Raw genomic sequence first — 24,309 nt, 5'->3', positions numbered from 1 at the left:
GCGACTAAGCAATGACGCGTGCGGATGCTCTTGCGCATCCCACCCTCCGCTGTCGTCCTGGCGAAAGCCAGGACCCATTACCCCAGGGAGTTGTTTGGCGAAGATTCGTGGTCCGGTACTGCGAGCATCCGCAATTGATGGATTCCGCGGTATGGGTCCTGGCTTTCGCCAGGACGACACCGAATGTTTGGCAGCGCCGCACTGTCCAACCACCAAGCCATCAAAACGACAGCGGAGTCCTACTCCGCCGCGTCCCGCATCTCGGCCCGTTCGGCCCGTGCCGCGCAGAACTTGAACTCCGGGATCTTGCCGAACGGATCGAGCGCGGGGTTGGTCAGCAGGTTCGCCGCCGCCTCCGCGTAGCAGAACGGCATGAAGACCATGTTCTCCGGCACGTCGCGGTCGGATCGCACCTTGACCTCGACGGCGCCGCGGCGGGTCTCCAGGCGAATGAAATCGCCCGGCGCGAGCTTCTTCTTGCGCATATCCTTCGGCGACATGAACGCGACCGCCTCGGGCTCGATCTGATCGAGCACCTGCGCGCGGCGCGTCATCGAGCCGGTGTGCCAGTGCTCCAGCACGCGGCCGGTCGACAGCACCATCGGGTATTCGGCGTCGGGAATCTCGTCCGGCGGGATCACCTTGGCCGGCACGATCTTGCCGCGGCCGCTCGCGGTCGGGAAGCCTGTGGTGAAGATGATCTCGTTGCCGGGCTTGTTGGGATCGTCGACCGGATAGGTCACCGCGCCTTCGCGCACCAGCCGCTCCCAGGTGATGTTCTTCAGCGACGGCATCAGCTCTGCCATCTCGGTGAAGACTTCACCGGGACCGGAGTAATTCCAGGACAGGCCCATGCGCTTGCCGATTTCCTGGATGATCCAGAGATCCTGCCGCGCATCGCCGGGCGGCTTGATTACCTGGCGCGCGAGCTGCACGCGGCGATCGGTGTTGGTGAAGGAGCCGTCCTTCTCCGCGAACGCCGAAGCCGGCAGGATGACGTCGGCATGGAACGCGGTCTCGGTGACGAAGAGATCCTGCACCACGAGATGATCGAGCATGGCAAGCGCCTGGCGCGCATGCTGGAGGTCCGGGTCGGACATCGCGGGGTTCTCACCCTCGATATACATGCCCGTGATCTCGCCGGCATGGATCGCATTCATGATCTCGACCACGGTCAGGCCACGGACGGGATCGAGATCCTGCTGCCAGAGCTTCTCGAAGCTGCCGCGCAGATCGTCGCGGCCGACCGGCTGATAGTCCGGCAGGAACATCGGGATCAGGCCGGCGTCGGAGGCGCCCTGCACGTTGTTCTGGCCGCGCAGCGGATGCAGGCCCGTGCCGGGACGGCCGACCTGGCCGGTGATCAGCGCCAGCGCGATCAGGCAGCGCGCATTGTCGGTGCCGTGGACATGCTGGCTGATGCCCATGCCCCAGAAGATGATCGAGGATTTTGCGCGGGCATAGGTCCGCGCCACCTCGCGCAGCGTCTGCGCCGGGATGCCGCAGATCGCCTCCATCTTCTCCGGCGTGAACTCCTTGATCTTCTCCTTGAGATCCTCGAAGCCTTCGGTGTAGCCGGCGATGTACTGGTCGTCGGTCAGGCCTTCGGTGATGATCGTGTTGATCATCGCGTTCAGCATGGCGACGTCGGAGCCCGGCTTGAACTGCAGATGCTTGGTCGCATGGCGCGACAGCGTCTGCCGGCGCGGATCCATCACGAACAGTTTTGCGCCGTTCTGCTTGACCGCGTTCTTGATGAAGGTCGCGGCGACCGGATGGTTCACGGTCGGATTGGCGCCGATCACGATGATGACTTCGGCGTCCATCGCGGCCGAGAACGGCGCCGACACCGCGCCCGAGCTCAGGCCTTCGAACAGCGCCGCCACCGACGAGGCGTGGCACAGACGGGTGCAGTGATCGACATTGTTCGAGCCGAAGCCGGTGCGCACCAGCTTCTGGAACAGATAGGCCTCTTCGTTCGAGCCCTTGGCCGAGCCGAAGCCGGCCAGCGCCTTCACGCCCTTCTCGTCGCGGATCTTGACGAGGCCCTTCGCCGCGATATCGAGCGCTTCTTCCCAGCTCGCTTCGCGGAAATGCGTGAAGGGATTGGCGGGATCGACCTGGTCGTTGGAATCCTTCTTCGCATTCGGCAGCCGCACCAGCGGCTTGGTCAGGCGATGCGGATGGTGGATGTAGTCGAAGCCGAAGCGGCCCTTGACGCAGAGACGATTGCGATTGGCGGGACCATCGCGACCCTCGGCATAGATCACCTTCTCGTCCTTGACCTCGTAGGTCACCTGACAGCCGACGCCGCAGAACGGGCAGAGCGAATCGACCTTCTTGTCCGCGTAAGTCACGCGGGTCTGCTTGTCGTCGAGCATCACGGCCGGCATCAAAGCACCGGTCGGACAGGCCTGCACGCATTCGCCGCAGGCAACGCAGGTGGACTCGCCCATGGGATCGTCGAAGTCGAACACGATCTTCGAGCCATGGTTGCGATAGGCCATGCCGATGACGTCGTTGACCTGGACTTCGCGGCAGGCGCGCACGCACAGGCCGCACTGGATGCAGGCATCGAGATTGACGCGCATCGCCGGATGGCTGGCGTCGGTCGCCCAGCGCTCGGCGGCGGGGAAGCGGCTCTCGGTGACGCCTGTGGTCTCGGCCCAGTGCCAGAACTTCGAATCCGGATCGTGCGAGGTCTCGCGCGCCGGCTGGTCGGCAACGAGCAGCTCCATCACCATTTTTTGCGCGGCAGTCGCACGCGCGGACTCGCTCTTCACCTTCATGCCGACCGACGGCGTGCGCTTGCACGATGCCGCCAGCACGCGCTCGCCCTCGATCTCGACCATGCAGGCGCGGCAGTTGCCGTCGGGGCGATAGTCGGGCGCCGGCGAATAACAGAGATGCGGAATCTCGCGGCCCTGGCGCTGCGCGACCTGCCAGATCGTTTCGCCGGGATTGGCCTCGACCTGCTTGCCGTCGAGCTCGAACGTAATCTTGGTCATTCGGCCGCTTCCTTGAACTCGTCAGGGAAATATTTGATCACGGTGGCGAGCGGATTGGATGCCGCCTGCCCCAAACCGCAGATAGAGGCATCGCGCATCGCTTGGCTCAATTCTTCGAGCAATGCGCGGTTCCAGACCGGCTTCTGCATCAGCAGCGCCGCCTTCTGGGTTCCGACGCGGCACGGCGTGCACTGGCCGCAGCTCTCGTCCTCGAAGAACTTCATCAGGTTGAGCGCAGCCGCGCGCACGCTGTCCTTCTGCGACAGGATCACGATTGCGGCCGAGCCGATGAAGCAGCCGTATTTTTCCAGCGTGCCGAAATCGAGCGGGATGTCATCCATCGACGCCGGCAGGATGCCGCCGGACGCACCGCCCGGCAGGTACGCGTAGAACTGATGGCCGTCGGCCATGCCACCGCAATATTCGTCGATCAGCTCGCGCACGGTGATGCCTGACGGCGCGAGCTTCATGCCGGGGTTCTTGACGCGGCCCGAGACCGAGAAACTGCGCAGACCGTGGCGCTCATGGCGGCCATTGCCCTTCCACCAGTCGGCGCCCTTCTCGACGATGTCGCGCACCCACCACAGCGTCTCGATGTTGTTGATCAGCGTCGGCAGGCCGAACAGGCCGACCTGGAACGGATAAGGCGGCTTGTGCCGGGGCAGGCCGCGCTTGCCCTCGATGCTTTCGAGCAGCGAGGACTCCTCGCCGCAGATGTAGGCACCGGCGCCGCGGCGCATATGCAGCGTCGGACCGCCCGGCGGGAGCTTGGCGATCTCGCGCTCCAGGATCTCGCGCGAGGCCGGATATTCATCGCGCAGATAGATGTAGACGTCGGAGGCCTGCACTACATGCGCGCCGATCAGCATGCCTTCGATGAAGCGATGCGGATCGCTTTCGAGATAGACGCGATCCTTGAACGTGCCGGGCTCGCCCTCGTCGCCATTGATCGCCATCAGCCGCGGACCGGGTTCACCGAGCACCGCGCGCCATTTGCGCCCCGTCGGGAAGCCGGCGCCGCCGAGACCGCGCAGCGAGGCGTCATCGAGCGACTTGAGGAGATCGTCCTTCGACAATTCGCCGGAGAGCAGGCGATTGAGCAACTTGTAGCCGCCGCCGGCGACATAGGCGTCGTAGTCGATGTATTTGGGCAGATGGGCGTGGGTGTCGCCCGCCTTCGCCGCCGCCATCACGTTGGCGACGGTCGCATGGTCGACGAAGTTGTGGCCGACTTCGGCAGCGGGCGCGGTGTCGCAACGGCCGACGCAGGGCGCGCGCACGACGCGGATGCCGGGCCCGGACGCGCTCTGCAGATCCTCGAGCAGCTTCTCGCCGCCGAGCATCGCGCAGGTCAGCGAATCGCAGACACGGATCGTCAGCGGCGCAATGTTCGGCTCGCCCTCCTTCACCACATCAAAGTGCGCGTAGAAGGTCGCGGTCTCGAACACTTCGGCGAAGGCGAGCTTCATCTCGTCGGCGAGCGCGGCAAGATGCGCGGCCGAGATCTGATGATATTTGTCCTGGATCAGGTGCAGATATTCGATCAGGAGATCGCGCCGCCGCGGCCTGTCGCCGAGCAATTGCTCGATCTCATGGGAGGCGGTCGGATCGACCTGCCGCCCCTTGGGGGTGGCCTTGGCGCGCCGACGGCCCTCGCCCGGATGCTCGAATTCTCTGACCTTGTGAACGTCGTCGTTGCTGCTCATGGAAACGTCGCGTTCTCCTCAAAAGCCCAATGACTTCAGACAGAATCGCCATCGCGATCGGCCTACGCTATCCCGCATGACACCTCGCAAAGCTGGTCCCAGCTTTGTCGGATCACGCCTACTCTCGCCAGAACTCTAGTCCGTGGCATGCCAGATGCCAAGTAAATTTAGAACGAGTCTACAACCATTTGAGGGGCATGCGGCAGTGCCACCATGCCCCCGACCTGATTGATGGAACCCAACCTCACGTCTTGCTCATGCACTCTTCGATGTAGAACCAGCGATCGTCGCCGGTCAGGCCCTTCGACTTCACATCGGCGCGGCAGGCCTTCAGCTTCGGCTTGTTGGCCGCCCACTTCGCCTTCATGTCCTTCAGTTTCTGCATGGTGAGCTTGATCTTGCCAGGCTTGGCTTCGGTCGTTGCAGCGGGCGCCGCCGGTGTCGTCGTGGTCTGCGCGGATGCGGCATGAAGACCAGCAACAAGCAACACGGCCGCAAGGCAAATTCGAATGCGAAACATTTAAATCCCCTAAGTCCCATTCTCGATGATGTCTGAAAGGCGAACGCCGCGGGACGCCGATGATGAGCATCCCGCGGCTGTCGTGATGGCGATCAGAGTATCTTGACCGCGCTCTCCAGCGTCTTCCAGACACCCCAGAGCAGGGGAACGCCGACGAAGGCCCAGAACAGCGCCGCCTTGGCGTCAAGCCCGCCAAATCCGATGCCGTAGGAGCCGTGCGGCCCCGCAGCGGCGGCGCTGGCGCTCGCCGCCTGCAACTTGGCGACATCGTCCTCCTTCATGTGCCACTTCGAGTCGACCGGCTTGATCAGGTAGTTGCAGATCAGGCCCGCGATCAGCATCGCACAGAGAATGTACATGGTGGTGTTGTAGAGCTGGTCGCGCGGCACACCGGCCGCGAGCTGAAACTCGCGGATGTAGTTGACCACGACAGGACCGATGATGCCCGCGGTGGACCACGCCGTCAGCAGCCGGCCATGGATGGCGCCGACGAACTGCGTTCCGAACATGTCGGCCAGATAAGCCGGCACGGTCGCGAAGCCGCCGCCATACATCGACAGGATGATGCCGAAGCCGAGCACGAACAGCAGCTTCGAGCCCATCGCCGCGAAGGTCGGCGCCAGCGCGTAGAGCACGATGCCGAGAATGAAGAAGGTGTAGTAGGTGTTCTTGCGCCCGATCTTGTCGGACAGCGACGCCCAGAAGAAGCGGCCGCCGATGTTGAACAGCGACAGCAATCCGGCGAAGCCCGCGGCGATCGCGGCGATCTGCGCCTTCTGCCCGGCGTCGAGCGCGTTGAAGCCGACGTCCGGAAGGCCGATCAGCTTGCCGGCGAAGATCTCCTGGAGCATGGGCGAGGCCATGCCGATCACGCCGATGCCGGCCGACACGTTCAAGCACAGCACCCACCAGATCAGCCAGAACTGCGGCGTCTTGTGCGCGTCGTTGAGATGGACGTTGTTCTTCGAGATCATCGCGTTGGCCTTGGACGGCGGGGTCCAGCCCTCGGGCTGCCAGCCGGGCGGCGGCAAGCGATAGCGGAACGCGCCGATCATCATGAACACGAAGTAGATGACGCCCATCGCGACGAAGGTCTCCCAGACGCCGACCGAGGTCGGGGTCTTGAAGTAGTTCATCAAGAGGTTCGCCAGCGGCGCGCCGATCATGGCGCCGCCGCCGAAGCCCATGATGGCCATGCCGGTCGCCATACCGCGGCGGTCCGGAAACCACTTCACCAGCGTCGACACCGGCGAGATGTAGCCGAGGCCGAGACCGATGCCGCCGATCACGCCCGAGCCCAGCCACAACAGCCAAAGTTGATGGGTGTAGACGCCGATCGCACCGAGGAAGAGGCCACCGCACCAGCACAGCGCCGAGACGAAGCCGGCCTTGCGCGGACCCACGCGTTCCAGCCAACCGCCCCAAACCGCAGCCGCGATACCGAGCAGCACGAAGAACAGCGTGTACATCCACCCCATGCTGGCGACCTTCCAGTCGCAACTGGTCGTGAACAGCTCCTGCACCAGCGACATGTCCCCGCAGGTCTTCGGCGCGGTCAATCCGATCGCGCGCGACAGCGGCAGCCAGAACACCGAGAAGCCGTAGGCCATGCCGATGCAGAGATGGATGCACAGCGCCGCCGGCGGCACCAGCCAGCGATTGAACCCGGCGGTCGCGATGGTCCGCTCGCGATCAAGAAAACCTGAGCCGGCGCCCGAAAGTGTTCCAGCGCTCTCAATTGTAGACATGCATTCCTCCCCTGCAGCCGCCCTTCTGAGCGGATCTGCTGCCACATCCTGTTCCTCAGCCAATGCAGTGCAGCCTGTGTCCCCGCTGCTCCGCACATTCACGCGACGTGCGCCAGGATCGTCCCGCGCGTCCGAAAAGTTAACCCCTCGCGCGGGGCTCTATGCCCGATACGACGTGCAGGCTTCGTCCATGGCCCGTTGATCCGCGTATCACAGGCAAGACTCAACCTCCGCGCCCGCACGGAGAAAGTCAACTTGGACAGAAGCGATGATCGATGTCGATAGACAAAAGGTCGGTATCAGCGAGGTAACGCTCAGGATCGCGGCGCACCATTGACACTGCCTATCGAGTCATTTGTCTTTTCTATCAAGAACACGATGCGCGCGTCGTTGCGCTCGGTGATCTCCACCGTGTCGCCCGTCTCGCGGATCAGGTTCGGGATGTCAATCACCGACAAGGGATCGGTACAGTGCACCTCGAGCTGATCGCCCGGCTGCAACGGCTTCAACGCCTTGCGCGTCTTGAGCGCCGGCAGTGGGCATTTCAGCCCGGTGAGGTCGAGCGTCGTTCTGGTCATGGGCGCAACATGGCGAGGTGAAACGACGGCGTCAACGCGGCGGGCTCAGAGCAGATCCGCATAGGACAGGAAACCTACGCTCTGCCCCGGTTCGACATTGGTGATGTCCTCGCCGAGTTCGACCAGGCCGTCAGTCTCGACCAGCGACGACAACAGGCCGGCGCCCTCGCGCGGGAACTTGACCGCTTCCAACGCACCGTCCTCTCCGCGCCGCAACGAGGCGCGAACGTATTCGCGGCGGCCGATCTTCTTCTTGTAGGTAAACGCAGCACGCACCGGGATCGGCAACAGCGGCTCCGGCAGCCCACTCGCCAGCGCCAGCACCGTCGGCCGCACCACATGGACGAAGGTGACAAAACTCGCGACGGGATTGCCGGGCAAACCGATCAGCGGCGTACCGCCGATGATGCCCATCGCCACGGGCCGGCCGGGCTTGATCGCCATCCGCCACAACACGAGCGAACCGACGCTCTCGACCGCCGCCTTGACGTGATCCTCCTCGCCGGTCGAGACGCCGCCGGTGGTGAGGATCAGATCGTGGCTGCCAGCGACCTGCTTCAAGCCGTCCGCAAGCGAACTCTGCTCGTCGCGCAAAATGCCGAGATCCGAGACCTCGCAGCCGAGCCGGCGCAGCATCGCCATCAGCATGAAGCGGTTGGAATCGAACAGCTGCGAGGCCGCGCGCGGCTCGCCGGGCGAGGCCAATTCGTCGCCGGTCGAGAACACCGCAACGCGGATACGCCTGACGACGTCGAGCCTGACAAGGCCGAACGCAGCTGCGAGCGCGACATGCTGCGGCCGCAGCCGCTGGCCCGCGCGCAGCGCGACGTGTCCCTTTGGAATGTCCTCGCCCGCAGGGCGGACATTCGCGCCCGGCTTCAGTCCCGGCGGCAACACGATCCTGCCGGCCTCGTCGATACGGACGTCTTCCTGCATGAAGACGGTCTCCGCATCCTGCGGCATCGGCGCGCCGGTGAAGATCCGCGCGGTGTGGCCGGGCTTGATTGCGGCCTGTGCCAGGCCGCCGGCCTGGATGCGGCCATCGAGCGGCAGCGCCTGCTCCGCGCCTTCTGGAATATCCGCGTTGCGCACGGCATAGCCGTCGACGGCCGAGTTGGTGAAGGGCGGCAGCGGCAGCGGCGCTGCGACGTCGCGCGCCAGCACGCGCCCGTCCGCCTCGACCAGCGCCACGGTTTCCAGATCGGCGATCGCATTGACGCGCGTCGTGATCAGGCCAACGGCCTCGTCGACCGACATCATCGGGCCGCCGAAGGCAAAGCAATCGTCCGACAGTTGCGCCATGGTGCCTCGTCAGCGCAGCGCAGCGCTCTTTGCTATGGCTTCCTCGACCGGCATCGCCGCGCGCAGCATCAACGCCGCCGCAGCAGGGACATCGTCGAGATGGACAGTCGGCAGCCTTGTGTCAATGGCAACGTCGGTCGCGATCCCGGCAATCCCGGGATCGTCGGGAAACAGCAACGGCTTGCCGTTCGCCGCGCGATGCACCTCGATCTTGCGATGCGGTTCGCGCTTGAAGCCCTCGACCACCACGAGATCGACCGCGGAAAGCTTGCTCAATAGTTCCGGCAGCCGCGGCTCCGCCGCCCCGCGCAATTCGTGCATCAGGGCCCAGCGGTTTGACGAGGCCACCAGTACCTCGGCCGCACCGGCCTCGCGATGGCGCCAGGAATCCTTGCCGGGCACGTCGACGTCGAACTGGTGATGCGCATGCTTGATCACCGAGACGCGCAGACCCTGCGCGTTGAAATGCGGGATCAGCCGCGTCAACAGCGTGGTCTTGCCCGCACCGCTCCAGCCCGCAAGGCCGATGACTTTCATTCAAGCTCCGTGTCCGCGAGCAACGTGGCTCCTGATGGAACCACCGCCCCCTCCCCGTCATTGCGAGCGCAGCGAAGCAATCCAGACTGTCTCCGCAGATCCATTCCTGGATTGCTTCGCTGCGCTCGCAATGACGAACGGAGGCATTTCACCCGTTCCCCGCCATGCTTATATCGGCTTGAGCGGAATGTCATGCTAACCTCGCGGCCATGATGAAGATCGACAAAGCCCCGGTGCCCCTGATCGTCCCTGACACGGCCGACCCGCGCCTGACCCAGAGCGTGACCGGGACCGACCAGACCGGCGCCAGGGTCGAGATCAAGGTGCCGATGGAGCGGCCGCTGACGCTCTACCTGAACTCGCAGGAGATCGTCACCATGATGACGATCGGCGATTACCCCGAATATCTGGCGCTCGGCTACCTGCTGAACCAGAACATGCTGAAATATAATGACGCGGTCACCGAGGTCGAATACGACGACGACCTTCAGGTGGTCGTCGTGCGCACCGAACACCACACCAATTTCGAGGCCAAGCTGAAGAAGCGCACGCAGACCTCGGGCTGCGCGCAGGGCACCGCCTTCGGCGACCTGCTGGAGGCGGTCGAAAGCGTCGCGCTGCCGAAGGCCGAGCTGCGCACCTCCTGGCTCTACCAGATGACGCAGACCATCAACACGATGCCCTCGCTCTATCTCGAGGCCGGCGCGATCCATGGCTGCGTGCTGTGCAAGGAGGGCACTCCGCTCTGCTACACCGAGGATGTCGGCCGCCACAACGCCGTCGACAAGATCGCCGGCTGGATGTACCGCCACGGCGTCGACGCCTCCGACAAGATCCTCTACACCACGGGACGCCTCACCTCCGAGATGGTGATCAAGACAGTCCGGATGGGCATTCCGATCCTGGTGTCGCGCTCCGGCTTCACCGCCTGGGGCGTCGATCTCGCGAGGCAGGTCGGGCTGACGCTGGTCGGCCGCACCCGCGGCAAGCGCTTTATCGTGCTCGCGGGCGAGGAGCGCATCGTCTACGACCAGGATCTCGCTTACGTCGAGGAGGAGTCGGCGAAGCACAAGCGCAAGGGTGAAGGTGGTGACGACTGACATTCCGCCCACACAAGGCGTGCTGCTCGCCGGCGGTCTCGCGCGGCGCATGGGCGGCGGCGACAAGCCGATGCGCACCATCGGCGGCCGCACCATTCTGGAGCGCGTGATCGCGCGCCTCACGCCCCAGTGCAGCGGGCTGATCCTGAATGCGAACGGCGATCCCACGCGCTTCGCCGCGTTCGGCTTGCAGATCGTCGCCGACGACGTGCCCGGCTTTCCCGGCCCGCTCGCCGGCATCCTCGCCGCGCTCGACTGGACCGCGGCGAACCGGCCGGAGATCGAGTGGGTGCTCAGCGCCGCCGGCGACTGCCCGTTCCTGCCGCGCGATCTGGTCGCCCGCCTGCATGAAGCACGCGCGCGTGAGAACGCGCAGCTTGCAGTCGCAGCATCAGGCGACCAGTCGCATCCGGTGATCGGCTTGTGGCGCGTCGCCTTGCGCGATGAGCTGCGTCACGCGCTGGTCGTCGAGGACCTCCGCAAGATCGACCGCTGGACCGCGCGCTATCCGCTCGCGACGGTGACATGGCCGGCCGAGCCGCTCGATCCGTTCTTCAACGCCAACACGGTCGAGGACATCGCCGAGGCGGAACGGCTGGCGGCGCTGGATGACGCAGCTTGAGCCGCCCTACGATTTTGGAAACTCGCCGAGGAGCTGTGCCCAGATGATCGCGAAAGCGATCAGGCCGCAGAGGCCGACGACGATGGTCAAGCGCGGCAGCCGGTTGATCGCGACCAGCAGCCAGGCCGGCAGGAAGAACAGCCCAAAGATCATGCCGAGCGGAAACACCGCGAGCCATTGAAAGCCGGAGCCGTCGCCGGGCGGCACATGGGCGATGAAATAGAAGGTGTACAGCCAGAACAACGTGCCCACGGCCGCCACGAGGGCGCCGATCTTGCGGAAATTGGGCGGGGCTGGCGCGGTCATGGCTTGGCTCATGCCCCTTGGTCGCAGCGGCAGCCGCTTGAGTTCATGGAGCCGTCGAACCGGACCGAGGCCGGCGGCGACCACTGATTGGGACATTGCCCCGGATCAGCCATGGCCGAGTCTCTCCTGAACGCCATCTTCACTGTCGTCGATTTTGTGGTCGACCTCTCGGCCGCGATCGACCGTACGAAACGGCTGAGCAAGGCGGATACCGTCGAGGTCCCACCGGACCCGAAACCGCTGCCCCCTGCCGCGCAGCGTGCACTGGCCGAGGCCGAGGAGCGGGAACGCCTACGCGATCAGGCCGCCAGCGGGGCCTCCCAGGCGTCGTAGCCATAGACCCAGCTCGTATCGGTCCGCTCCTTCAGCCAGATGTTGGCGCGCGAGGTCTCCTGCACCCGTGTCGTCCGCTGTTTCCGCGTCGCCTCGAAGCGGCGGTATGCGTCCGCGACGCCGTCGCGGTCGACACGGTCGAGGCAGCGTGACAGCACGGCGGCGTCCTCGATCGCCATCGCCGCGCCTTGCGCCATATAGGGCGTCATGGGGTGGCAGGCATCGCCGAGCAGCGTCACCTTGCCGTCCGCCCAGCGCTCCAGCGCCTCGCGATCCATGATCGCCCATTTGTGCACGTCGGGGCACGCCGCGAGCACTTTTCCGACCTGCGAATGAAAACCCTCGAACGAGGCGCGCAGATCGCGCACGTCGCCCTTCGCCGACCAGGACTCGATGCGGAAGTCCGGCTCGGGCTGGCTGGTGACGAGATAGACCTCGCTGCGATCGGGCTTGACGTAATAGATCACGATGTGGCGGTCCTCACCCCACCACTTGGTACAGTCGTCGATCTTCTCACCGCCGAGCAGCGCGGCCGGATAGGTGGTGCGATAGGCGATGCGGCCGGTGAATTTGACCGGCGCGGTGTCGAACAGGATGTCGCGCACCGCCGAGTGCACGCCGTCGGCGCCGACCACGGCGTCGGCAACGGCGCGGGTGCCGTCGGCAAAGCTCAGCCGGATGCCGCCGCCGGTCTCGTCAAGGCCCACCAGCCGGTGATTGAGTTTCACACATTCATCCGGCACCACGCTCGCGAGCGCCGCGTGCAGGTCGCCGCGATGAGCGAGCAGATAGGGCGCACCGAATTTCTCTTCCGCGCTCTCGCCGAAGATCATGTCGAACTTGATGTCGCCGCTCCTCCAATCGCGGTTGTTCCAGGAGCGCGGATAGAACGACTGGCCGCGCATCCGCGCTTCAAGTCCCAGCGCACGCAGCACCTTCATCGCATTGCAGCCGATCTGAATGCCGGCGCCGATACGGGCGAATTGGGAGACCTGCTCGTAAACCATCACGTCGATACCGACGCGTCTGAGCGCTGCGGCCGTCGCGAGCCCACCCATGCCGGCTCCGACGATCGCAACCGAAAGCGGCCTTGTCATCGCATCCCCCTGCCGCGCGGCTTGAACGCCGCGTCGTCGATCTACACAGGCCGGAAGCCCGCCCGCTCCAGTGCCGCACGTGCCTCGTCCGAGCCGAGCGCGTCGAGAAACGCCTGCACGGCCGCACGGTCTTTGCGCGCCGTCACCAGCGCGAAGTCATAATGCTCCTCGGCGAGCGGAATGAAACCGAGGCCGGCTGCATGGGCGACCGGCGCAATGGTCATGCCCCAGTCGGCGCGATGCTGCGCGACAGCCGCGGCAACGGCGTTGTGCGATCGCGGCTGGTTCCAATAGCCCTCCGGGCGCGCGCCGCCGAGCAGCCGGTCGATCAGGATGCGCGTGCCGGCGCCCTGGTTGCGATTGACCATGATGCAAGTGGGATCGGAAAGCGCTGCCGCGACGGCCTCCTTTGCGCCGAGGCCCTCGAAGCGCTTGTCGCCTTTGCGGAACACGATGCCCTGCATCCGCCGCCAGCCCGGGACGAGCTCGAGCCCCTCGACGAGATAAGGCGTGTTGTAGGTCTCGCTCTTGTCGTCGAACAGATGGATCGGCGCGAGATCGCACTCGCCGCGTTTCGCCGCCGCAAGTCCGCCGAGGCTGCCGACCGCAATCGAGCGCACGGTGAGGCCGGCATGCGCGAGCCGTGCCGTGACGAGATCGAGGCCGGTGCAATGGCTGCCGACGATGACGAGATCGGGCACGCGCACATGCGGCGTGAACAGCGTCACCTCGGTTTCGGTGCCGGCCGGCATCTGGTCGGCGAGCGCGTCGATGCGTAGGAAGCCGTCCGCCTGCGCGAACGAGGTGATCGCACCGGACCCCTTGCCGGAGGGATAGGCAATCAGGCCGTCCCTGCCCTCGACCAGCGAGACCATGACGAATTCGGTGCGGCCGAGTTCGGACGCAATGCGCACCGGCACGGTCGCATTGATCTTGGCATCGGAGCGCGGCGGCAGCCCGGCCATCCTGCGCAGCACCGGCACGATCATGTCGTGGAAGGTGAACATCGCCGAGGTTGGAAAGCCCGGCAGGATCACCACCGGCTTGCCGTCGCAGACCGCGAGGCACAGCGGCTTGCCGGGCTTGAGCGCGATGCCATGCGCGATGATACCGGGCTCACCGAGCCGGCCGATGATGCGATGGGACAGATCGCCCGCGCCTTTCGACGTGCCGCCGGACAGCACCAGCATGTCGGCATCCGCCAGCGCGCGGCGCATCGCGGCTTCGAGTTCTGCTTCGTCGTCGGGAATCGCGCCGAGGAAGACCGCCTCACCGCCGTTCTCGTCGATCGCGGCCGCGACGATGGCGCCGTTGGTGTCGTAGATCGCGGCCGGCGCGAGCACCTCGCCGGGCTGGACCAATTCGTCACCGGTGGAGATCACGGCAACCCGCGGCTTGCGCGCCACTGCGACCTCCGCGATCCCGCAGGCTGCCAGCATGCCAATCTCGCGCGAGCCAATGATCGTGCCGGCACGCAGCAGCGCCTCGCCGCGCGCGATGTCGGATCCGGCATACGACACGAATTGCCCAGGCGAGATCGCCCGGCGAACGTCGATCGCCTCAAGGCCGGCCGGCTGGGTATGCTCGACCATGATAACGGCGTCGGCGCCGCGCGGCAGCGGACCGCCGGTGGCGATCGGCGTCGCGGTTCCCGCCGCCACTTGAACTCTCGGCGCGGTGCCGCAGTGGATGGTCTCGGCATTCAGCGCGAGGCGCCGAGGCGCGCCCTCGCCGGCCGCCGCAAGGTCTGCCGAGCGTACGGCGAAACCGTCGACATTGGAGCGGTCGAACGGCGGAACGTCGATCGGGGCAGTGATGTCTTCGGCGAGCGCGGCCCCCAGCGCCGCAGCGAGCTTGCGCGTTTCGCTCGGCACCGCGCGCGGGAACAAGGCCGCCTCGAAGCGCGCCAGGGCCTCCTCGCGCGACAGGATCTTGAGGAACTGCTCCTGTTCGAACGCACTGCGGTCTGGTGCCTGCGGGATCGTCATCATGCCAAACCCATATCACTCCCGCATCAGATAGGCATCGGCCGGCACGCCCGCTGCAAATCCCTCATGGCTGGCGGGAATGAGCAGCCATGCATCCGCTCGGGCAATTGCCTGGAGCGGCCATTCGCCCACGGCAAGCGGCATCCAGCCATGATGTTCCTCGGCCAGCAAAGCGATCTCGGCGATGCCAACGCCGGATGCGATCTTCCGCGCGAGCGGCAGGGTCACCTGCCGCCGTGGCCGGCGCGCCGACAATCGGTCGACGAGCGGAAGCGCAAGCGCCAGCCACGCCGCGAGCGCATGATCCGGCGAGCCGGGCAAGGCGACGACGGGAACCTGTCCGAGCCTCGCGACAGCGGCAGTCCGCCCGGGCTGGAGCGCAAGGCCATGGGCGAGCACGTCGCCACGCTGGGCCAGCGCCGCGACGGCCGCATCCCCGCGACCGACGCCGCTACCGCCGATCGTCAGCAGGAGATCGCAGGACGAAGCATCGAGCGCATCGGCAATCGATGCTTCATCACGCGCGGCGGCCTCCAACGTCTTCACATCCAGTCCCGCGGCGCGCGCGATCCCGGCGATCATATGCGCCGCTGCCGTCGCGCCCGGCACGTTGACGATGCGCAGCCGCGGCCGCCGCACGCTGAGTTTCCCCAAACCCGCAACGCGCGCGATCAGCAGATCGGCTGCGCCGACCGGATAGCCCTCGGTGCCGACCGGCGCGTGAGCGGCGATGTCGCTGCCGGCGCGCCTGACGCCCTGCCCCGGCACCGCCTCCGCCAGCACCTGCACGAGCGGCCCCGCTGCGTCGATCGCATCGGCATCGAGTACGCAATCACATCCGTCGGGCATCGCGTCGCCGGCCTCGACCCACGCCGGTGCCTTTGTCAAAGGCAGCGGTGAATAGGAGGACGCGCCGACGAGATCGTTGGCGCAGAGCGCCCAGCCGTCCGTGGCGGCCGTGTCGCGAGACGGACAGGCCGCAGGCAGCGCAGTGCCCGCCGCGATGCAGCCAAGCGCCTCCGGCAGCGGCAACTCCACCGGCGCAAGCGGCTCGAGCTGGTTCAGCAACGCGGCGAGCGCGGTGTCGAGCGGCGTCAGCGATGGCGGCAGGCGCTGGGTCATCCGTCATGATGGACCACGCATCGCCCGGTTTGGCAACCGCCGGCGATACGAAGGTCAGCCGCCGGACTTGGCCGCATTGGGGAAGAACAGCTGCTGCCCGTCGACCTTGTAGCCGGCGATCGCCGCTTGTCCCTCCGGCGAGATCAGCCAGTCGACGAAGATCTGCCCCGGCTCCTTCTTCACATTCGGAAACTTCTCAGGGCTGACCAGCATCACGCCGTACTGGTTGAGCAGCCGCTTGTCGCCTTCGACGACGATGTCGAGATCGCCACGATCCCGAAACGAGATCCAGCTGCCGCGGTCCGACAGCACATAGGCATTCGCGGCGCGCGCGGCGTCGAGGGCGGCTGTCATGCCGTGCCCGGCCTCGCGATACCAGGCGCCCTTGGCAGCGGCGATGTCGATGCCGGCGACGATCCAGAGCGCGAGCTCCGCGGCGTGGGTGCCCGAGCGATCGCCGCGCGTCACGAACGGCGCGCCCTTGGCCTCGATCGCCTTCAGCGCGGTCGCGATGTCCTTGCCCTTGACGCCCGCGGGATCGCTCTTCGGTCCGATCAGCACATAGTCGTTGTACATCACGTCGTAGCGCTTCGATCCAAAACCGTCGGCGACGAATTTCTCTTCCTGCGGCCGCGCATGCATCAGCACCACATCGACCTCGCCCCGCCGGGCCCCGTCGAGCACCTCGTCGGCACGGCGCGCGATCACCGTCACGTCGATGCCGGTTCGGTCACGGAAGATCGGCAGCAGGTAATCGAGCAGGCCGGAATCCTGCGTCGACGCGGTCGAGGCCAGCACGATCGCGCGGTCCTCCGCGGACGACGCCGCAACGCCCGCGGCGAGGCCAAAGAGAAGCGCGAATGCAACGGACAGGCGGCCCATGATCGGGGTTCCCCTTGGCTATGATGCGCTCATGATGATGGTCGATTGCGCCGCACTCGTGACGCGTCGGCCCTTTGCGCTGCCTGTCCGGGAAGTTTCGGCAAAGCTCGAACCGGCACGCCGATTGCAATCCGCGAGAGCCGCAGGACCTGCGCCACGCAAGCGCTTCAGGTTCGTTCACCAAAGCGAAAATCGCGCGAGAGGATGTGTTGCAAAGCAGCGAGATGATCGGGCATGGTTCCGCGCGACACGAATTGAAATGCAGAATTCCACCTGCGTCGAACGTCAAAAAGAAGCAAGAATTTGCATAGGAATGCAGGATGGAATTCCTGACTACCAGCGAAGCCGCCGACTACCTTCGGCTCGGCGAACGCAAGCTCTACGAACTCGTCACCACCGGTGCGATCCCCTGCACCAAGGTGACTGGGAAGTGGCTCTTCCCGCGGCACGAACTCGACCTCTGGGTGCTCTCGGGGATGGCGCGTCCGGCCGGCATGCTGATCGCGGAGCCGCCGCCGGTCATGGGCGGCAGCCAGGATGAACTCCTGGACTGGGCCCTGCGCGAATCCGGCTCCGGCCTCGGATCGATGAGCGAGGGCAGTGCGCGCGGGCTCGAGCGCCTGCAGCGCGACGAGGTGATGGCCGCGGCGGTGCACTTCCACAGCCTCGACGCCGACGGCAATCTCGCGACCGACGCCAGCGCGACGGCGCTGCGAGATGCGCCGGACCTGCATGATGCGGTGCTGGTCGCGTTCGTGCGCCGCGAGCAGGGTCTCGTGCTGCCGCAAGGCAATCCCAAAGGGCTGCACAGTCTATCCGACGTGCTCGCGCTCGGTGCCAGGATGGCCATGCGACAACAGGGCACAGGCGCGCAGATGCTGCTCGACGTGCTGCTCAAGCGCGCGGGCGCCTCGACGCGGGATTTGCGCCGGATCGAAACGCCAGCCCTCACCGGGCCGGACCTTGCCGAACTGGTCCGCGCCGGCCAGGCCGATTGCGGGATCGCCACGCGCGCGGCGGCGCGCTCGGCCGGTCTCGATTTCGTGCCGCTGGTCTGGGAGAATTTCGACCTCGCGATGCGGCAGCGCAGCTATTTCCGCCCGCAGATGCAGGCCCTGCTCCGGTTCCTCGACGAAAAGCGGCTGCGGCAGCGCGCCGAGGAACTGACCGGCTACGATCCCTCGCCGGCGGGGCAGATCCGCTTCGCAGCATGACGTTGACGCCCGCCCCCAAATAGTTGCAAAAGAAACCAATTCAGCCGGGCCGTACCCGGACGCAACACCGGCCAACGAGCCGGATCAGGGGAGGACAAGCGTGAATCCAGCGAGAATTGGACTGCCGGTCGCGGCCGCTCTGGCGGCGACGCTGCTGGCGGGTGCGGCGTCGGCACAGGTCTCGGACGACATCGTCAAGATCGGCGTGCTCACCGACATGAACGGTCCCGCCTCGGCGCCGACCGGCCAGGGCTCGGTGACGGCGGCGCAGATGGCGATCGACGATTTCGGCGGCACCGTGCTCGGCAAGCCGATCAGCATCGTGATCGGCGACCACCAGCTCAAGGCCGACATCGGCGCCTCGCTCGCGCGGCGCTGGTACGACGTCGACCAGGTCGACCTCATCGTCGACGTGCCGGTCTCCGCGGTCGGGCTCGCGGTGCAGAACATCGCCAACGAGAAGAAGCGGCTGTTCATCACCCACTCCACCGGCACCGCAGATTTCCACGGCAAGTTCTGCTCGCCCTACGCGATGCAGTGGGTGTTCGACACCCGCGCGCTCGCGGTCGGCACCGCGGATGCGGTGGTCAAGCGCGGCGGCGACAGCTGGTTCTTCATCACCGACGATTACGCCTTCGGCCACTCCCTTGAACGCGACGCCTCCAGCGTCGTCACCGCCAATGGCGGCAAGGTGCTCGGCTCGGTGCGGCCGCCGCTGGCAACGCCGGACCTCTCCTCCTTCGTGCTGCAGGCGCAGGCCTCCAAGGCCAAGATCATCGGGATTGCGGCAGGTCCCCCGAACAACATGAACGAGATCAAGACCGGCTCGGAGTTCGGCGTGTTCAAGGGCGGCCAGCAGATGGCGGCGCTGCTGGCGCTGATCACCGACATCCACGGACTCGGCCTGCAAGCGGCGCAAGGCCTGCTGCTGACCACCTCGTTCTACTGGGACATGGACGACAAGACCCGCGAATGGTCGAAGCGCTATTTCGCCAAGATGAACAAGATGCCGTCGATGTGGCAAGCCGGCGTCTATTCCAGCGTGATGCACTATCTCAACGCGATCAAGGAGACCGGCACCGACGATCCGCTCAAGGTGGCGGCGAAGATGCGGGAAAAGCCGATCGAGGATTTCTTCGCCCGCAACGGCAAGCTGCGCGAGGACAATCTGATGGTGCACGACCTCTGGCTGGTGCAGGTGAAGACGCCGGAGGAGAGCAAATATCCGTGGGACTATTACAAGATCCTCACGACGATCTCGGGCGACAAGGCGTTCGGGCCGCCGGACCCGGCGTGTTCGCTGGTGAAGAAGTGAGCGCGTAACCGCGATGACAGTGCACCCTCTCCCCTTGTGGGAGAGGGTGGTTGCGCGAAGCGCAGCCGGGTGAGGGGTTGTCACCGCGAGTGAGCCTCTTGCTGTTGAGTTCGCGGAGACAACCCCTCATCCGGCGCTTCGCGCCACCTTCTCCCACAAGGGGAGAAGGAGGGAAGCGTGCGCTTAGAGCGCCTGCTATTTCACCGCGCCGATCTCGCGAAAATACTTCATCACCCCCGGATGGATCAGCTCCGCCTTCGGCGCGGCCGCGACCGTGTTCGCGGCCGTGGTCTCGCAGGCCTGCGCGAGCTGCTTGCAGAAATTCGCCTCGACGCCGTGCAGCGTCTTCGCCAGGCGATAGGCGACATCGTCGGGCAGATCCTCGCGCGTCAGCACAAAACTCCAGGAGCCCAGCGAGGCGATCGGTTCGGACTGTTTTGGATAGGAGCCGGCGGGCACGGTCAGCGGCTTGAGGAAGGAATGCTTGGCGCGGATGCGCGCGATCTCCTCCGCGCTCGGCGCGATGAAGCGCGCGCCTGACGCGCTCGAGGCCACCGCGGCAAAGCCGGGCCAGCCGATGCCGGCACCCCATAGCGCGGCGACGCGGCCGTCCTCGACCATCGCGGGACCGTCGCCGGCGCGGTCGAGATAGATCGCCTTGAAATCCTCGTCCTGCTTCAGGCCGAGGCCATCCAGCACGTAGCGCGCGAGGATCGGCAGGCCCGAGCCTTTGGCGCCGAACGCGACGGACTGACCGACGAGATCGCGGATCGTCCTGTAGGGACTGTCCGCGCGCACCACGAACATGCCGGGGTTGGAGTAGATCGCCGTGAGAATCTTCAATCGCACGGGCGCGCGGCCGATGCCGGCGAAGGCTTCATACGCCGGCTCGCCCGCGACCAGCGCGAGATCGAGCTCGCCTTTCTCCAGCAGCGGAATGTTCTCGTTGCTGCCCTTGGTGTTGCGCGGGGCGATGGTGAGCGAGGCATCCGCCGCGTTCATCACTTCCGCGAAGGCATTGCCATAGAGCGGAAAGCCGCCGCCGGGCGTCGCGGTGCCAAGGCTGATCGTAGGGCTGATCGTAGGGCTGATCGTAGGGCTGAGTGTCGTGGTCGGAATGGCCGTGCCTCCGATTTGAGCGGCGGCGGGGCTCAAGAGCAGCGCCGCACTGATGAGGATGATGGCGAATCTCATGGTCGTTCCTGGCGGACCTGCGTCAACACCGACTTGCAGTGATGTAGGCAGCGGCCGCATATTGTGAAAGCATGCAACCAACGACAATAATGCAATGGGAGGCTTCATGTTGCGAATTTTGCGTAACGGTGTTTTCGGGCTGGTTTTCCTTTCAACTCTTTTCGGCGCTACCCCTCCCGCCTCCGCCGGCTATCCCGACCGCCCCGTGCACTGGATGATCGGATTCGCCGCCGGCGGCCCGGTCGACATCGTGGCGCGGATCATGGCGCAGTGGCTGTCGGACCGTCTCGGCCAGCAATTCATCGTCGAGAACCGCACCGGCTCCGGCGGCAACATCGCGGCGGCCGCCGCGATCAATTCGCCGGCCGACGGCTACACGCTGCTGTTCGTCGCGCCCAACAACGCGATCTCGACCTCGCTCTACAAGAAGCTGCCGTTCGACTTCCTGCGCGACACCGTGCCGGTCGCGAGCATCATGCAGCTCACCAACATGCTGGTCGTCTCCAACGCGTTTCCCGCCAAGACGGTTCAGGAGTTCGTCGACTACTGCAAGGCCAATCCCGGAAAAATCTCCTTTGCCTCGTCCGGCAACGGCACCTCGGTGCACATGTCGGCCGAGCTGTTCAAGGTGATGACCAAGTGCGACATGGTGCACGTGCCCTATCGCGGCTCGGCGATCGCCTTCCCCGACATCATCTCCAACAAGGTGCAGCTGATCTTCGACAATCTGCCCTCCGCGCTGGAGCAGGCCAAGGGCGGCACTGTCCGCGCGTTAGGCGTGACCTCGCCGCAGCGCTGGCCGAGCGTGCCCGACGTGCCCGCGATCGCCGAGACGGTGCCGGGATTCGAATCGGTCGGCTTCTACGGCATCTCCGCGCCGAAGGGCACGCCGAGCGAGGTGATCGAGATCCTCAACAAGGCCGTCGGCGAAGCGCTGAAGGACCCGAAGCTGATCGCCCGCCTCGCCGAGACCGGCGGCATCCCCAAGCCGATGACACCCGCCGAGTTCGGCAAGCTGGTCACTGACGAGACCGAGAAGTGGCGCAAGGTGGTGGAGTTCGCCGGGGTGTCGGTGGACTAGCGGCGCCTCGGCGACGGGCCGGTGGCTCGCCAGCAAGATGCTTGAGCGGGCCGATGGCCCTCTCAAAACAAAAAACGCGAAAACAACCCCATGCACAGTAGACGAGGCCAACAATTACAAGGGGTTACGGAAGCGACCAACGAGCCTTGCCGAAACGAGCCTTGCCGAAAATCGAGTTGACCCGTCGGGCAAAACAGGACTATAACGGCATCGCCCCAAATTTCGGTTATTCAAAAATTGCTGGTGCTCGCGTTCCCCGCCAGAGCCAGCATTGCACCCCCGCCTCCATCCCTGTAAACGAACCGCGCACCGTTGCCGACCGCACATCCGCGGCCGCTTCGCGGCGGGGCCTGTAGCTCAACGGTTAGAGCCGGCCGCTCATAACGGTCTGGTTGCAGGTTCGAGTCCTGCCGGGCCCACCATTCCCCGAAAGATCAAAGCCTTGGCTCCCGGATGCCCACTGGTGGGACATTTTGGTGAGGCATTCAGGCGTGTTCATTCCCTCTTACCTGGCCGTGTCGCGTCACGGCATCTACTATTTTCGTTGGCCCATGCGCGCTGCGTCGATGGAGCGCAGATCATCAAGCGTAAAGATATCGCTACAAACACGTGATCCGAAGGAAGCCTTGCGACTGTCACGCGCACTAAGCTATTCGGCTCAACAACTGGTTCAGCACTGCACCGAGCACGGAATGACGTTTGAAGAGATACGTAGGCTGAACGCTGCGCGTTCAGGACGCGATACACGGATGCACGCCCGATCTGAAGCTTCTCTGCAATCGCAGTTGGTCCGATGCCCGCTGCCTGCAACTCACGCACCTTCGCTGCGTCAACCGACGGCTTCCGCCCTTTGTACACGCCGAGCGCCTTTGCTTTAGCAATTCCCTCTAGCTGCCTCTCTCTACGCAAATTCGTCTCGAACTCAGCGAACACGCCGAGCATGTCCAGAAATGCTTTGCCTGCGGCTGTGCTTGTGTCGATGGGCTGTTCAGTAGCCTTCAGTGCAATACCTTTCTCTTTCAGGGATCGCACGATGTCTTGTAGGTCCCCTATTGAGCGAGCCAAACGATCAATCCGCGTGACCACCAAAGTGTCACCCTTCCTCATGAACTCTCGCAGGATCGCAAGCTCTGTTCGGCCCTTCGTGCTTGTGCCGCTCGCCTTCTCCTCACGTATAGTCTCGCATCCAGCCGCTTTTAGTGCGTTGCGCTGCAAGGTCAGGTCTTGATCGGCGGTGCTTACGCGCGCGTAGAGTTGAACAGAAAGGTGAGACATTGTGTCTTCCCTCCTGCCACGGTTCTCTGGAAATCGAGGCTCCTGGGATAATGGTGGATGCTCCTGCCGGGCCCACCACGCTTCGTCGCCCTGCGGGCTACGCGTGGCGCAGCCGCGCGGAGAACGAAGGGCGAAGCGTGGTGTCCGGCGTAGCTGGAGCGCAGCGGAAGCGAAGACGGACTGCCAGCTCCACGACCTCTCGAAGACGGAGCGAATGTGACGAATGCGTCACCGAGGATCCGCTGCTTTGGCTTGCAGAGTTTTGTGCACCGTCACCGTAATGCCGAAACGCGCGTCCGAAGCTGCCAGCGTGCTTGTACGCAAGACAAGAGCGGGTGGGCGCGCGGGAATCATCGTGCGGACTGGTATCGCAACCGATAGTTCAACAGGCGCATTTGTCCGCGATCTTGTCGCCAATCGAAAGCTCTTCAGCTTCCATGACTTTCAAACCGGTCTCGGTTATTTCGACAACATCGGTCACGCACGCTTCAAATTTTGTTTTTTGACCTTGAGGCAGGCAAATATCCGCCCGCGTGGTCGTTGCCACGGTGCGCGGCGATGAACATGACGACGGCCGACCGGCAATAGGATTCGATTTCGTTGTCGTCCTCTGCTCTGGCCTGATCGAAGCGTGCGATCATCAGGAGATCGGATCCTTTGAAAAGCGCGGCAAACAAGCGGGCGGACTGGAGAGGATCGGACACGTTCAGAAGCCTCTTCGCGTGCAGCTGACGCAACATTGCCTCGATCTGGCCGATGACATGGGCGGGGCCGCCTTCGTAATGGAGCTTGCTTAACGCGTTTTGACTCGTCTTGTCGGCCATGACCATGGCTTCGACACTGCGGACGTCTGATCTCAACAGCGTGCGAAGCAGTAATGATCCCACCGCCATGAGCTGATCTTCGACCGAACCGTCGTCGCCTTCAAGAAGGGTCTGTGGTGCAAACAACTGCTGGCAGCCGGCCGCCATGGCGGCGCCGAACAGCGCCTCCTTGTTCTCGAAGTGCCTGTAGATGCTGAGCTTGGATATCTTCGCTCGCTGGGCGACCTTGTCCAAGGTCGTCGCTTGAAAACCCAACTCCACAAAGAGTTCGCGCGCGGCGTCGACGATCGTTTGGCCAAGCGCCTCGTTGGCGGGCCGGCCGCGCCGGCGCTGGCTATTTTCAGTCACGACAGTTTCAGTCCTTGACAGTATCTTAATACCTGCATTACGATACCATGCAGTGTCAAAAATGTGCAAGCCGGAGGGTGGATTTCAACCTGTCCTCCGAATCGAGTTTCCCCCCGACCGCCCGGCGATACCGATGCGGCATGGTCCGGCCGGCCAAAAACCCTGATGGGCGACGTTCCCGTCGATGCCGAAGCCCTGCTCGCTGCCCG

Annotated in this window: 20 protein-coding genes, 1 tRNA gene and 1 pseudogene; 7 read left to right on the top strand and 15 right to left on the bottom strand. The window is 65.0% G+C overall.

Translation table 11 applies throughout. The features are described 5' to 3' along the window. Positions 1-239 precede the first annotated feature (239 nt). The 7 genes from fdhF to mobB all read right to left on the bottom strand — a co-directional run bounded on the left by fdhF (position 240) and on the right by mobB (position 9,399). A complete protein-coding gene (gene fdhF / locus RAD15_RS34330) occupies positions 240-3,008 on the bottom strand; it encodes a formate dehydrogenase subunit alpha (protein WP_458183056.1) in 2,769 nt (922 codons plus the stop codon). Further along, positions 3,005-4,714, bottom strand: a complete 1,710-nt coding sequence (locus tag RAD15_RS34325; RefSeq protein ID WP_458183055.1) for an NADH-ubiquinone oxidoreductase-F iron-sulfur binding region domain-containing protein — start codon at positions 4,712-4,714, stop codon at positions 3,005-3,007. Before RAD15_RS34325 ends, fdhF begins: the two co-directional genes overlap by 4 nt. A 244-nt stretch (positions 4,715-4,958) precedes the next feature. Continuing rightward, the gene (locus RAD15_RS34320; RefSeq protein WP_458183053.1) at positions 4,959-5,234 is read right to left on the bottom strand and encodes a hypothetical protein; all 276 of its coding nucleotides are present in this window, start codon (positions 5,232-5,234) and stop codon (positions 4,959-4,961) included. A 92-nt stretch (positions 5,235-5,326) separates the two neighbouring features. Beyond that, positions 5,327-6,982 carry an L-lactate MFS transporter gene (locus RAD15_RS34315; RefSeq protein WP_458183051.1) on the bottom strand — a complete coding sequence of 552 codons (1,656 nt, stop codon included), beginning with the start codon at positions 6,980-6,982 and terminating at the stop codon, positions 5,327-5,329. A gap of 314 nt (positions 6,983-7,296) precedes the next feature. Then, complete coding sequence (locus RAD15_RS34310; protein WP_458183049.1) at positions 7,297-7,560, bottom strand: sulfurtransferase TusA family protein; 264 nt, start codon at positions 7,558-7,560, stop codon at positions 7,297-7,299. 45 nt (positions 7,561-7,605) lie between these two features. Then, positions 7,606-8,862 carry a molybdopterin molybdotransferase MoeA gene (locus RAD15_RS34305; protein WP_458183048.1) on the bottom strand — a complete coding sequence of 419 codons (1,257 nt, stop codon included), beginning with the start codon at positions 8,860-8,862 and terminating at the stop codon, positions 7,606-7,608. A 9-nt stretch (positions 8,863-8,871) separates the two neighbouring features. Further along, positions 8,872-9,399 carry a molybdopterin-guanine dinucleotide biosynthesis protein B gene (mobB, locus tag RAD15_RS34300; RefSeq protein ID WP_458183046.1) on the bottom strand — a complete coding sequence of 176 codons (528 nt, stop codon included), beginning with the start codon at positions 9,397-9,399 and terminating at the stop codon, positions 8,872-8,874. A 209-nt stretch (positions 9,400-9,608) separates the two neighbouring features. On the opposite strand from mobB, the gene fdhD reads away from it, so the two are divergent. Both fdhD and mobA read left to right on the top strand, forming a co-directional pair. Further along, positions 9,609-10,499, top strand: coding sequence for a formate dehydrogenase accessory sulfurtransferase FdhD (gene fdhD, locus RAD15_RS34295; RefSeq protein ID WP_458183045.1), 891 nt, complete (start codon positions 9,609-9,611; stop codon positions 10,497-10,499). Beyond that, entirely contained in the window at positions 10,486-11,121 is a 636-nt protein-coding gene (mobA, locus tag RAD15_RS34290; protein ID WP_458183043.1) for a molybdenum cofactor guanylyltransferase MobA, read from the top strand. Before fdhD ends, mobA begins: the two co-directional genes overlap by 14 nt. 6 nt (positions 11,122-11,127) lie before the next feature. Here the strand turns inward: mobA and RAD15_RS34285 are convergent, their stop codons facing one another. Next, positions 11,128-11,427, bottom strand: a complete 300-nt coding sequence (locus RAD15_RS34285) for a hypothetical protein (protein WP_458183042.1) — start codon at positions 11,425-11,427, stop codon at positions 11,128-11,130. 111 nt (positions 11,428-11,538) lie between these two features. On the opposite strand from RAD15_RS34285, the gene RAD15_RS34280 reads away from it, so the two are divergent. Then, on the top strand, positions 11,539-11,760 hold the full coding sequence (locus RAD15_RS34280) for a hypothetical protein (protein WP_458183040.1): 222 nt from the start codon (positions 11,539-11,541) through the stop codon (positions 11,758-11,760). On the opposite strand, the gene RAD15_RS34275 is transcribed toward RAD15_RS34280, so the two are convergent. Genes RAD15_RS34275 through RAD15_RS34260 form a run of 4 tightly spaced genes read right to left on the bottom strand, consistent with a single transcriptional unit; the run spans position 11,727 to position 16,849 of the window. Further along, complete coding sequence (locus RAD15_RS34275; RefSeq protein WP_458183039.1) at positions 11,727-12,857, bottom strand: FAD-dependent monooxygenase; 1,131 nt, start codon at positions 12,855-12,857, stop codon at positions 11,727-11,729. The two genes, RAD15_RS34280 and RAD15_RS34275, sit on opposite strands and share 34 nt — an antisense overlap. Positions 12,858-12,898: 41 nt before the next feature. Beyond that, positions 12,899-14,848, bottom strand: a complete 1,950-nt coding sequence (locus RAD15_RS34270) for a molybdopterin biosynthesis protein (protein ID WP_458183038.1) — start codon at positions 14,846-14,848, stop codon at positions 12,899-12,901. A 12-nt stretch (positions 14,849-14,860) separates the two neighbouring features. Next, complete coding sequence (locus RAD15_RS34265) at positions 14,861-15,967, bottom strand: molybdopterin-binding protein (RefSeq protein ID WP_458183037.1); 1,107 nt, start codon at positions 15,965-15,967, stop codon at positions 14,861-14,863. Between the two features lie 54 nt (positions 15,968-16,021). Next, positions 16,022-16,849: a substrate-binding domain-containing protein gene (locus tag RAD15_RS34260; protein WP_458183036.1), complete on the bottom strand. Its 828-nt coding sequence runs from the start codon at positions 16,847-16,849 to the stop codon at positions 16,022-16,024. Between the two features lie 320 nt (positions 16,850-17,169). Between RAD15_RS34260 and RAD15_RS34255 the strand changes: the two genes are divergently transcribed. Beyond that, positions 17,170-18,063 carry a substrate-binding domain-containing protein gene (locus RAD15_RS34255; protein ID WP_458183035.1) on the top strand — a complete coding sequence of 298 codons (894 nt, stop codon included), beginning with the start codon at positions 17,170-17,172 and terminating at the stop codon, positions 18,061-18,063. A 100-nt stretch (positions 18,064-18,163) separates the two neighbouring features. Then, complete coding sequence (locus RAD15_RS34250; RefSeq protein ID WP_458183034.1) at positions 18,164-19,378, top strand: ABC transporter substrate-binding protein; 1,215 nt, start codon at positions 18,164-18,166, stop codon at positions 19,376-19,378. Positions 19,379-19,573: 195 nt separating this feature from the next. Here RAD15_RS34250 and RAD15_RS34245 read toward each other — a convergent pair whose 3' ends face one another. Next, entirely contained in the window at positions 19,574-20,572 is a 999-nt protein-coding gene (locus RAD15_RS34245) for a TAXI family TRAP transporter solute-binding subunit (RefSeq protein WP_458183033.1), read from the bottom strand. Positions 20,573-20,678: 106 nt separating this feature from the next. Here RAD15_RS34245 and RAD15_RS34240 point away from each other — a divergent pair, with 106 nt between their 5' ends. Then, positions 20,679-21,653 (top strand): Bug family tripartite tricarboxylate transporter substrate binding protein, encoded by a 975-nt coding sequence (locus tag RAD15_RS34240; RefSeq protein ID WP_458183032.1) that lies wholly within the window; start codon positions 20,679-20,681, stop codon positions 21,651-21,653. 346 nt (positions 21,654-21,999) lie between these two features. Continuing rightward, positions 22,000-22,075: transfer RNA gene (locus RAD15_RS34235), tRNA-Ile, on the top strand. Between the two features lie 310 nt (positions 22,076-22,385). Here RAD15_RS34235 and RAD15_RS34230 read toward each other — a convergent pair. Both RAD15_RS34230 and RAD15_RS34225 read right to left on the bottom strand, forming a co-directional pair. Continuing rightward, positions 22,386-22,928: pseudogene (locus tag RAD15_RS34230) on the bottom strand (recombinase family protein); the annotation flags it as partial. A 488-nt stretch (positions 22,929-23,416) separates the two neighbouring features. After that, positions 23,417-24,100, bottom strand: a complete 684-nt coding sequence (locus tag RAD15_RS34225) for a TetR/AcrR family transcriptional regulator (protein ID WP_458183031.1) — start codon at positions 24,098-24,100, stop codon at positions 23,417-23,419. Between the last annotated feature and the right edge of the window lie 209 nt (positions 24,101-24,309).

This window comes from Bradyrhizobium sp. 14AA, assembly GCF_054185205.1.
The sequence above is the reverse complement of the archived record's forward strand: the minus strand, read 5'-3'. Positions and strand labels throughout refer to the sequence as shown.

What these genes read in the sequence shown, in the direction of transcription:
- fdhF (WP_458183056.1), bottom strand. Translation starts at nt 3,008, where the DNA reads ATGACCAAGATTACGTTCGAGCTCGACGGCAAGCAGGTCGAGGCCAAT.
- RAD15_RS34325 (WP_458183055.1), bottom strand. Translation starts at nt 4,714, where the DNA reads ATGAGCAGCAACGACGACGTTCACAAGGTCAGAGAATTCGAGCATCCG.
- RAD15_RS34320 (WP_458183053.1), bottom strand. Translation starts at nt 5,234, where the DNA reads ATGTTTCGCATTCGAATTTGCCTTGCGGCCGTGTTGCTTGTTGCTGGT.
- RAD15_RS34315 (WP_458183051.1), bottom strand. Translation starts at nt 6,982, where the DNA reads ATGTCTACAATTGAGAGCGCTGGAACACTTTCGGGCGCCGGCTCAGGT.
- RAD15_RS34310 (WP_458183049.1), bottom strand. Translation starts at nt 7,560, where the DNA reads ATGACCAGAACGACGCTCGACCTCACCGGGCTGAAATGCCCACTGCCG.
- RAD15_RS34305 (WP_458183048.1), bottom strand. Translation starts at nt 8,862, where the DNA reads ATGGCGCAACTGTCGGACGATTGCTTTGCCTTCGGCGGCCCGATGATG.
- mobB (WP_458183046.1), bottom strand. Translation starts at nt 9,399, where the DNA reads ATGAAAGTCATCGGCCTTGCGGGCTGGAGCGGTGCGGGCAAGACCACG.
- fdhD (WP_458183045.1), top strand. Translation starts at nt 9,609, where the DNA reads ATGATGAAGATCGACAAAGCCCCGGTGCCCCTGATCGTCCCTGACACG.
- RAD15_RS34285 (WP_458183042.1), bottom strand. Translation starts at nt 11,427, where the DNA reads ATGACCGCGCCAGCCCCGCCCAATTTCCGCAAGATCGGCGCCCTCGTG.
- RAD15_RS34280 (WP_458183040.1), top strand. Translation starts at nt 11,539, where the DNA reads ATGGCCGAGTCTCTCCTGAACGCCATCTTCACTGTCGTCGATTTTGTG.
- RAD15_RS34275 (WP_458183039.1), bottom strand. Translation starts at nt 12,857, where the DNA reads ATGACAAGGCCGCTTTCGGTTGCGATCGTCGGAGCCGGCATGGGTGGG.
- RAD15_RS34270 (WP_458183038.1), bottom strand. Translation starts at nt 14,848, where the DNA reads ATGATGACGATCCCGCAGGCACCAGACCGCAGTGCGTTCGAACAGGAG.
- RAD15_RS34265 (WP_458183037.1), bottom strand. Translation starts at nt 15,967, where the DNA reads ATGACCCAGCGCCTGCCGCCATCGCTGACGCCGCTCGACACCGCGCTC.
- RAD15_RS34260 (WP_458183036.1), bottom strand. Translation starts at nt 16,849, where the DNA reads ATGGGCCGCCTGTCCGTTGCATTCGCGCTTCTCTTTGGCCTCGCCGCG.
- RAD15_RS34255 (WP_458183035.1), top strand. Translation starts at nt 17,170, where the DNA reads ATGGAATTCCTGACTACCAGCGAAGCCGCCGACTACCTTCGGCTCGGC.
- RAD15_RS34245 (WP_458183033.1), bottom strand. Translation starts at nt 20,572, where the DNA reads ATGAGATTCGCCATCATCCTCATCAGTGCGGCGCTGCTCTTGAGCCCC.
- RAD15_RS34240 (WP_458183032.1), top strand. Translation starts at nt 20,679, where the DNA reads ATGTTGCGAATTTTGCGTAACGGTGTTTTCGGGCTGGTTTTCCTTTCA.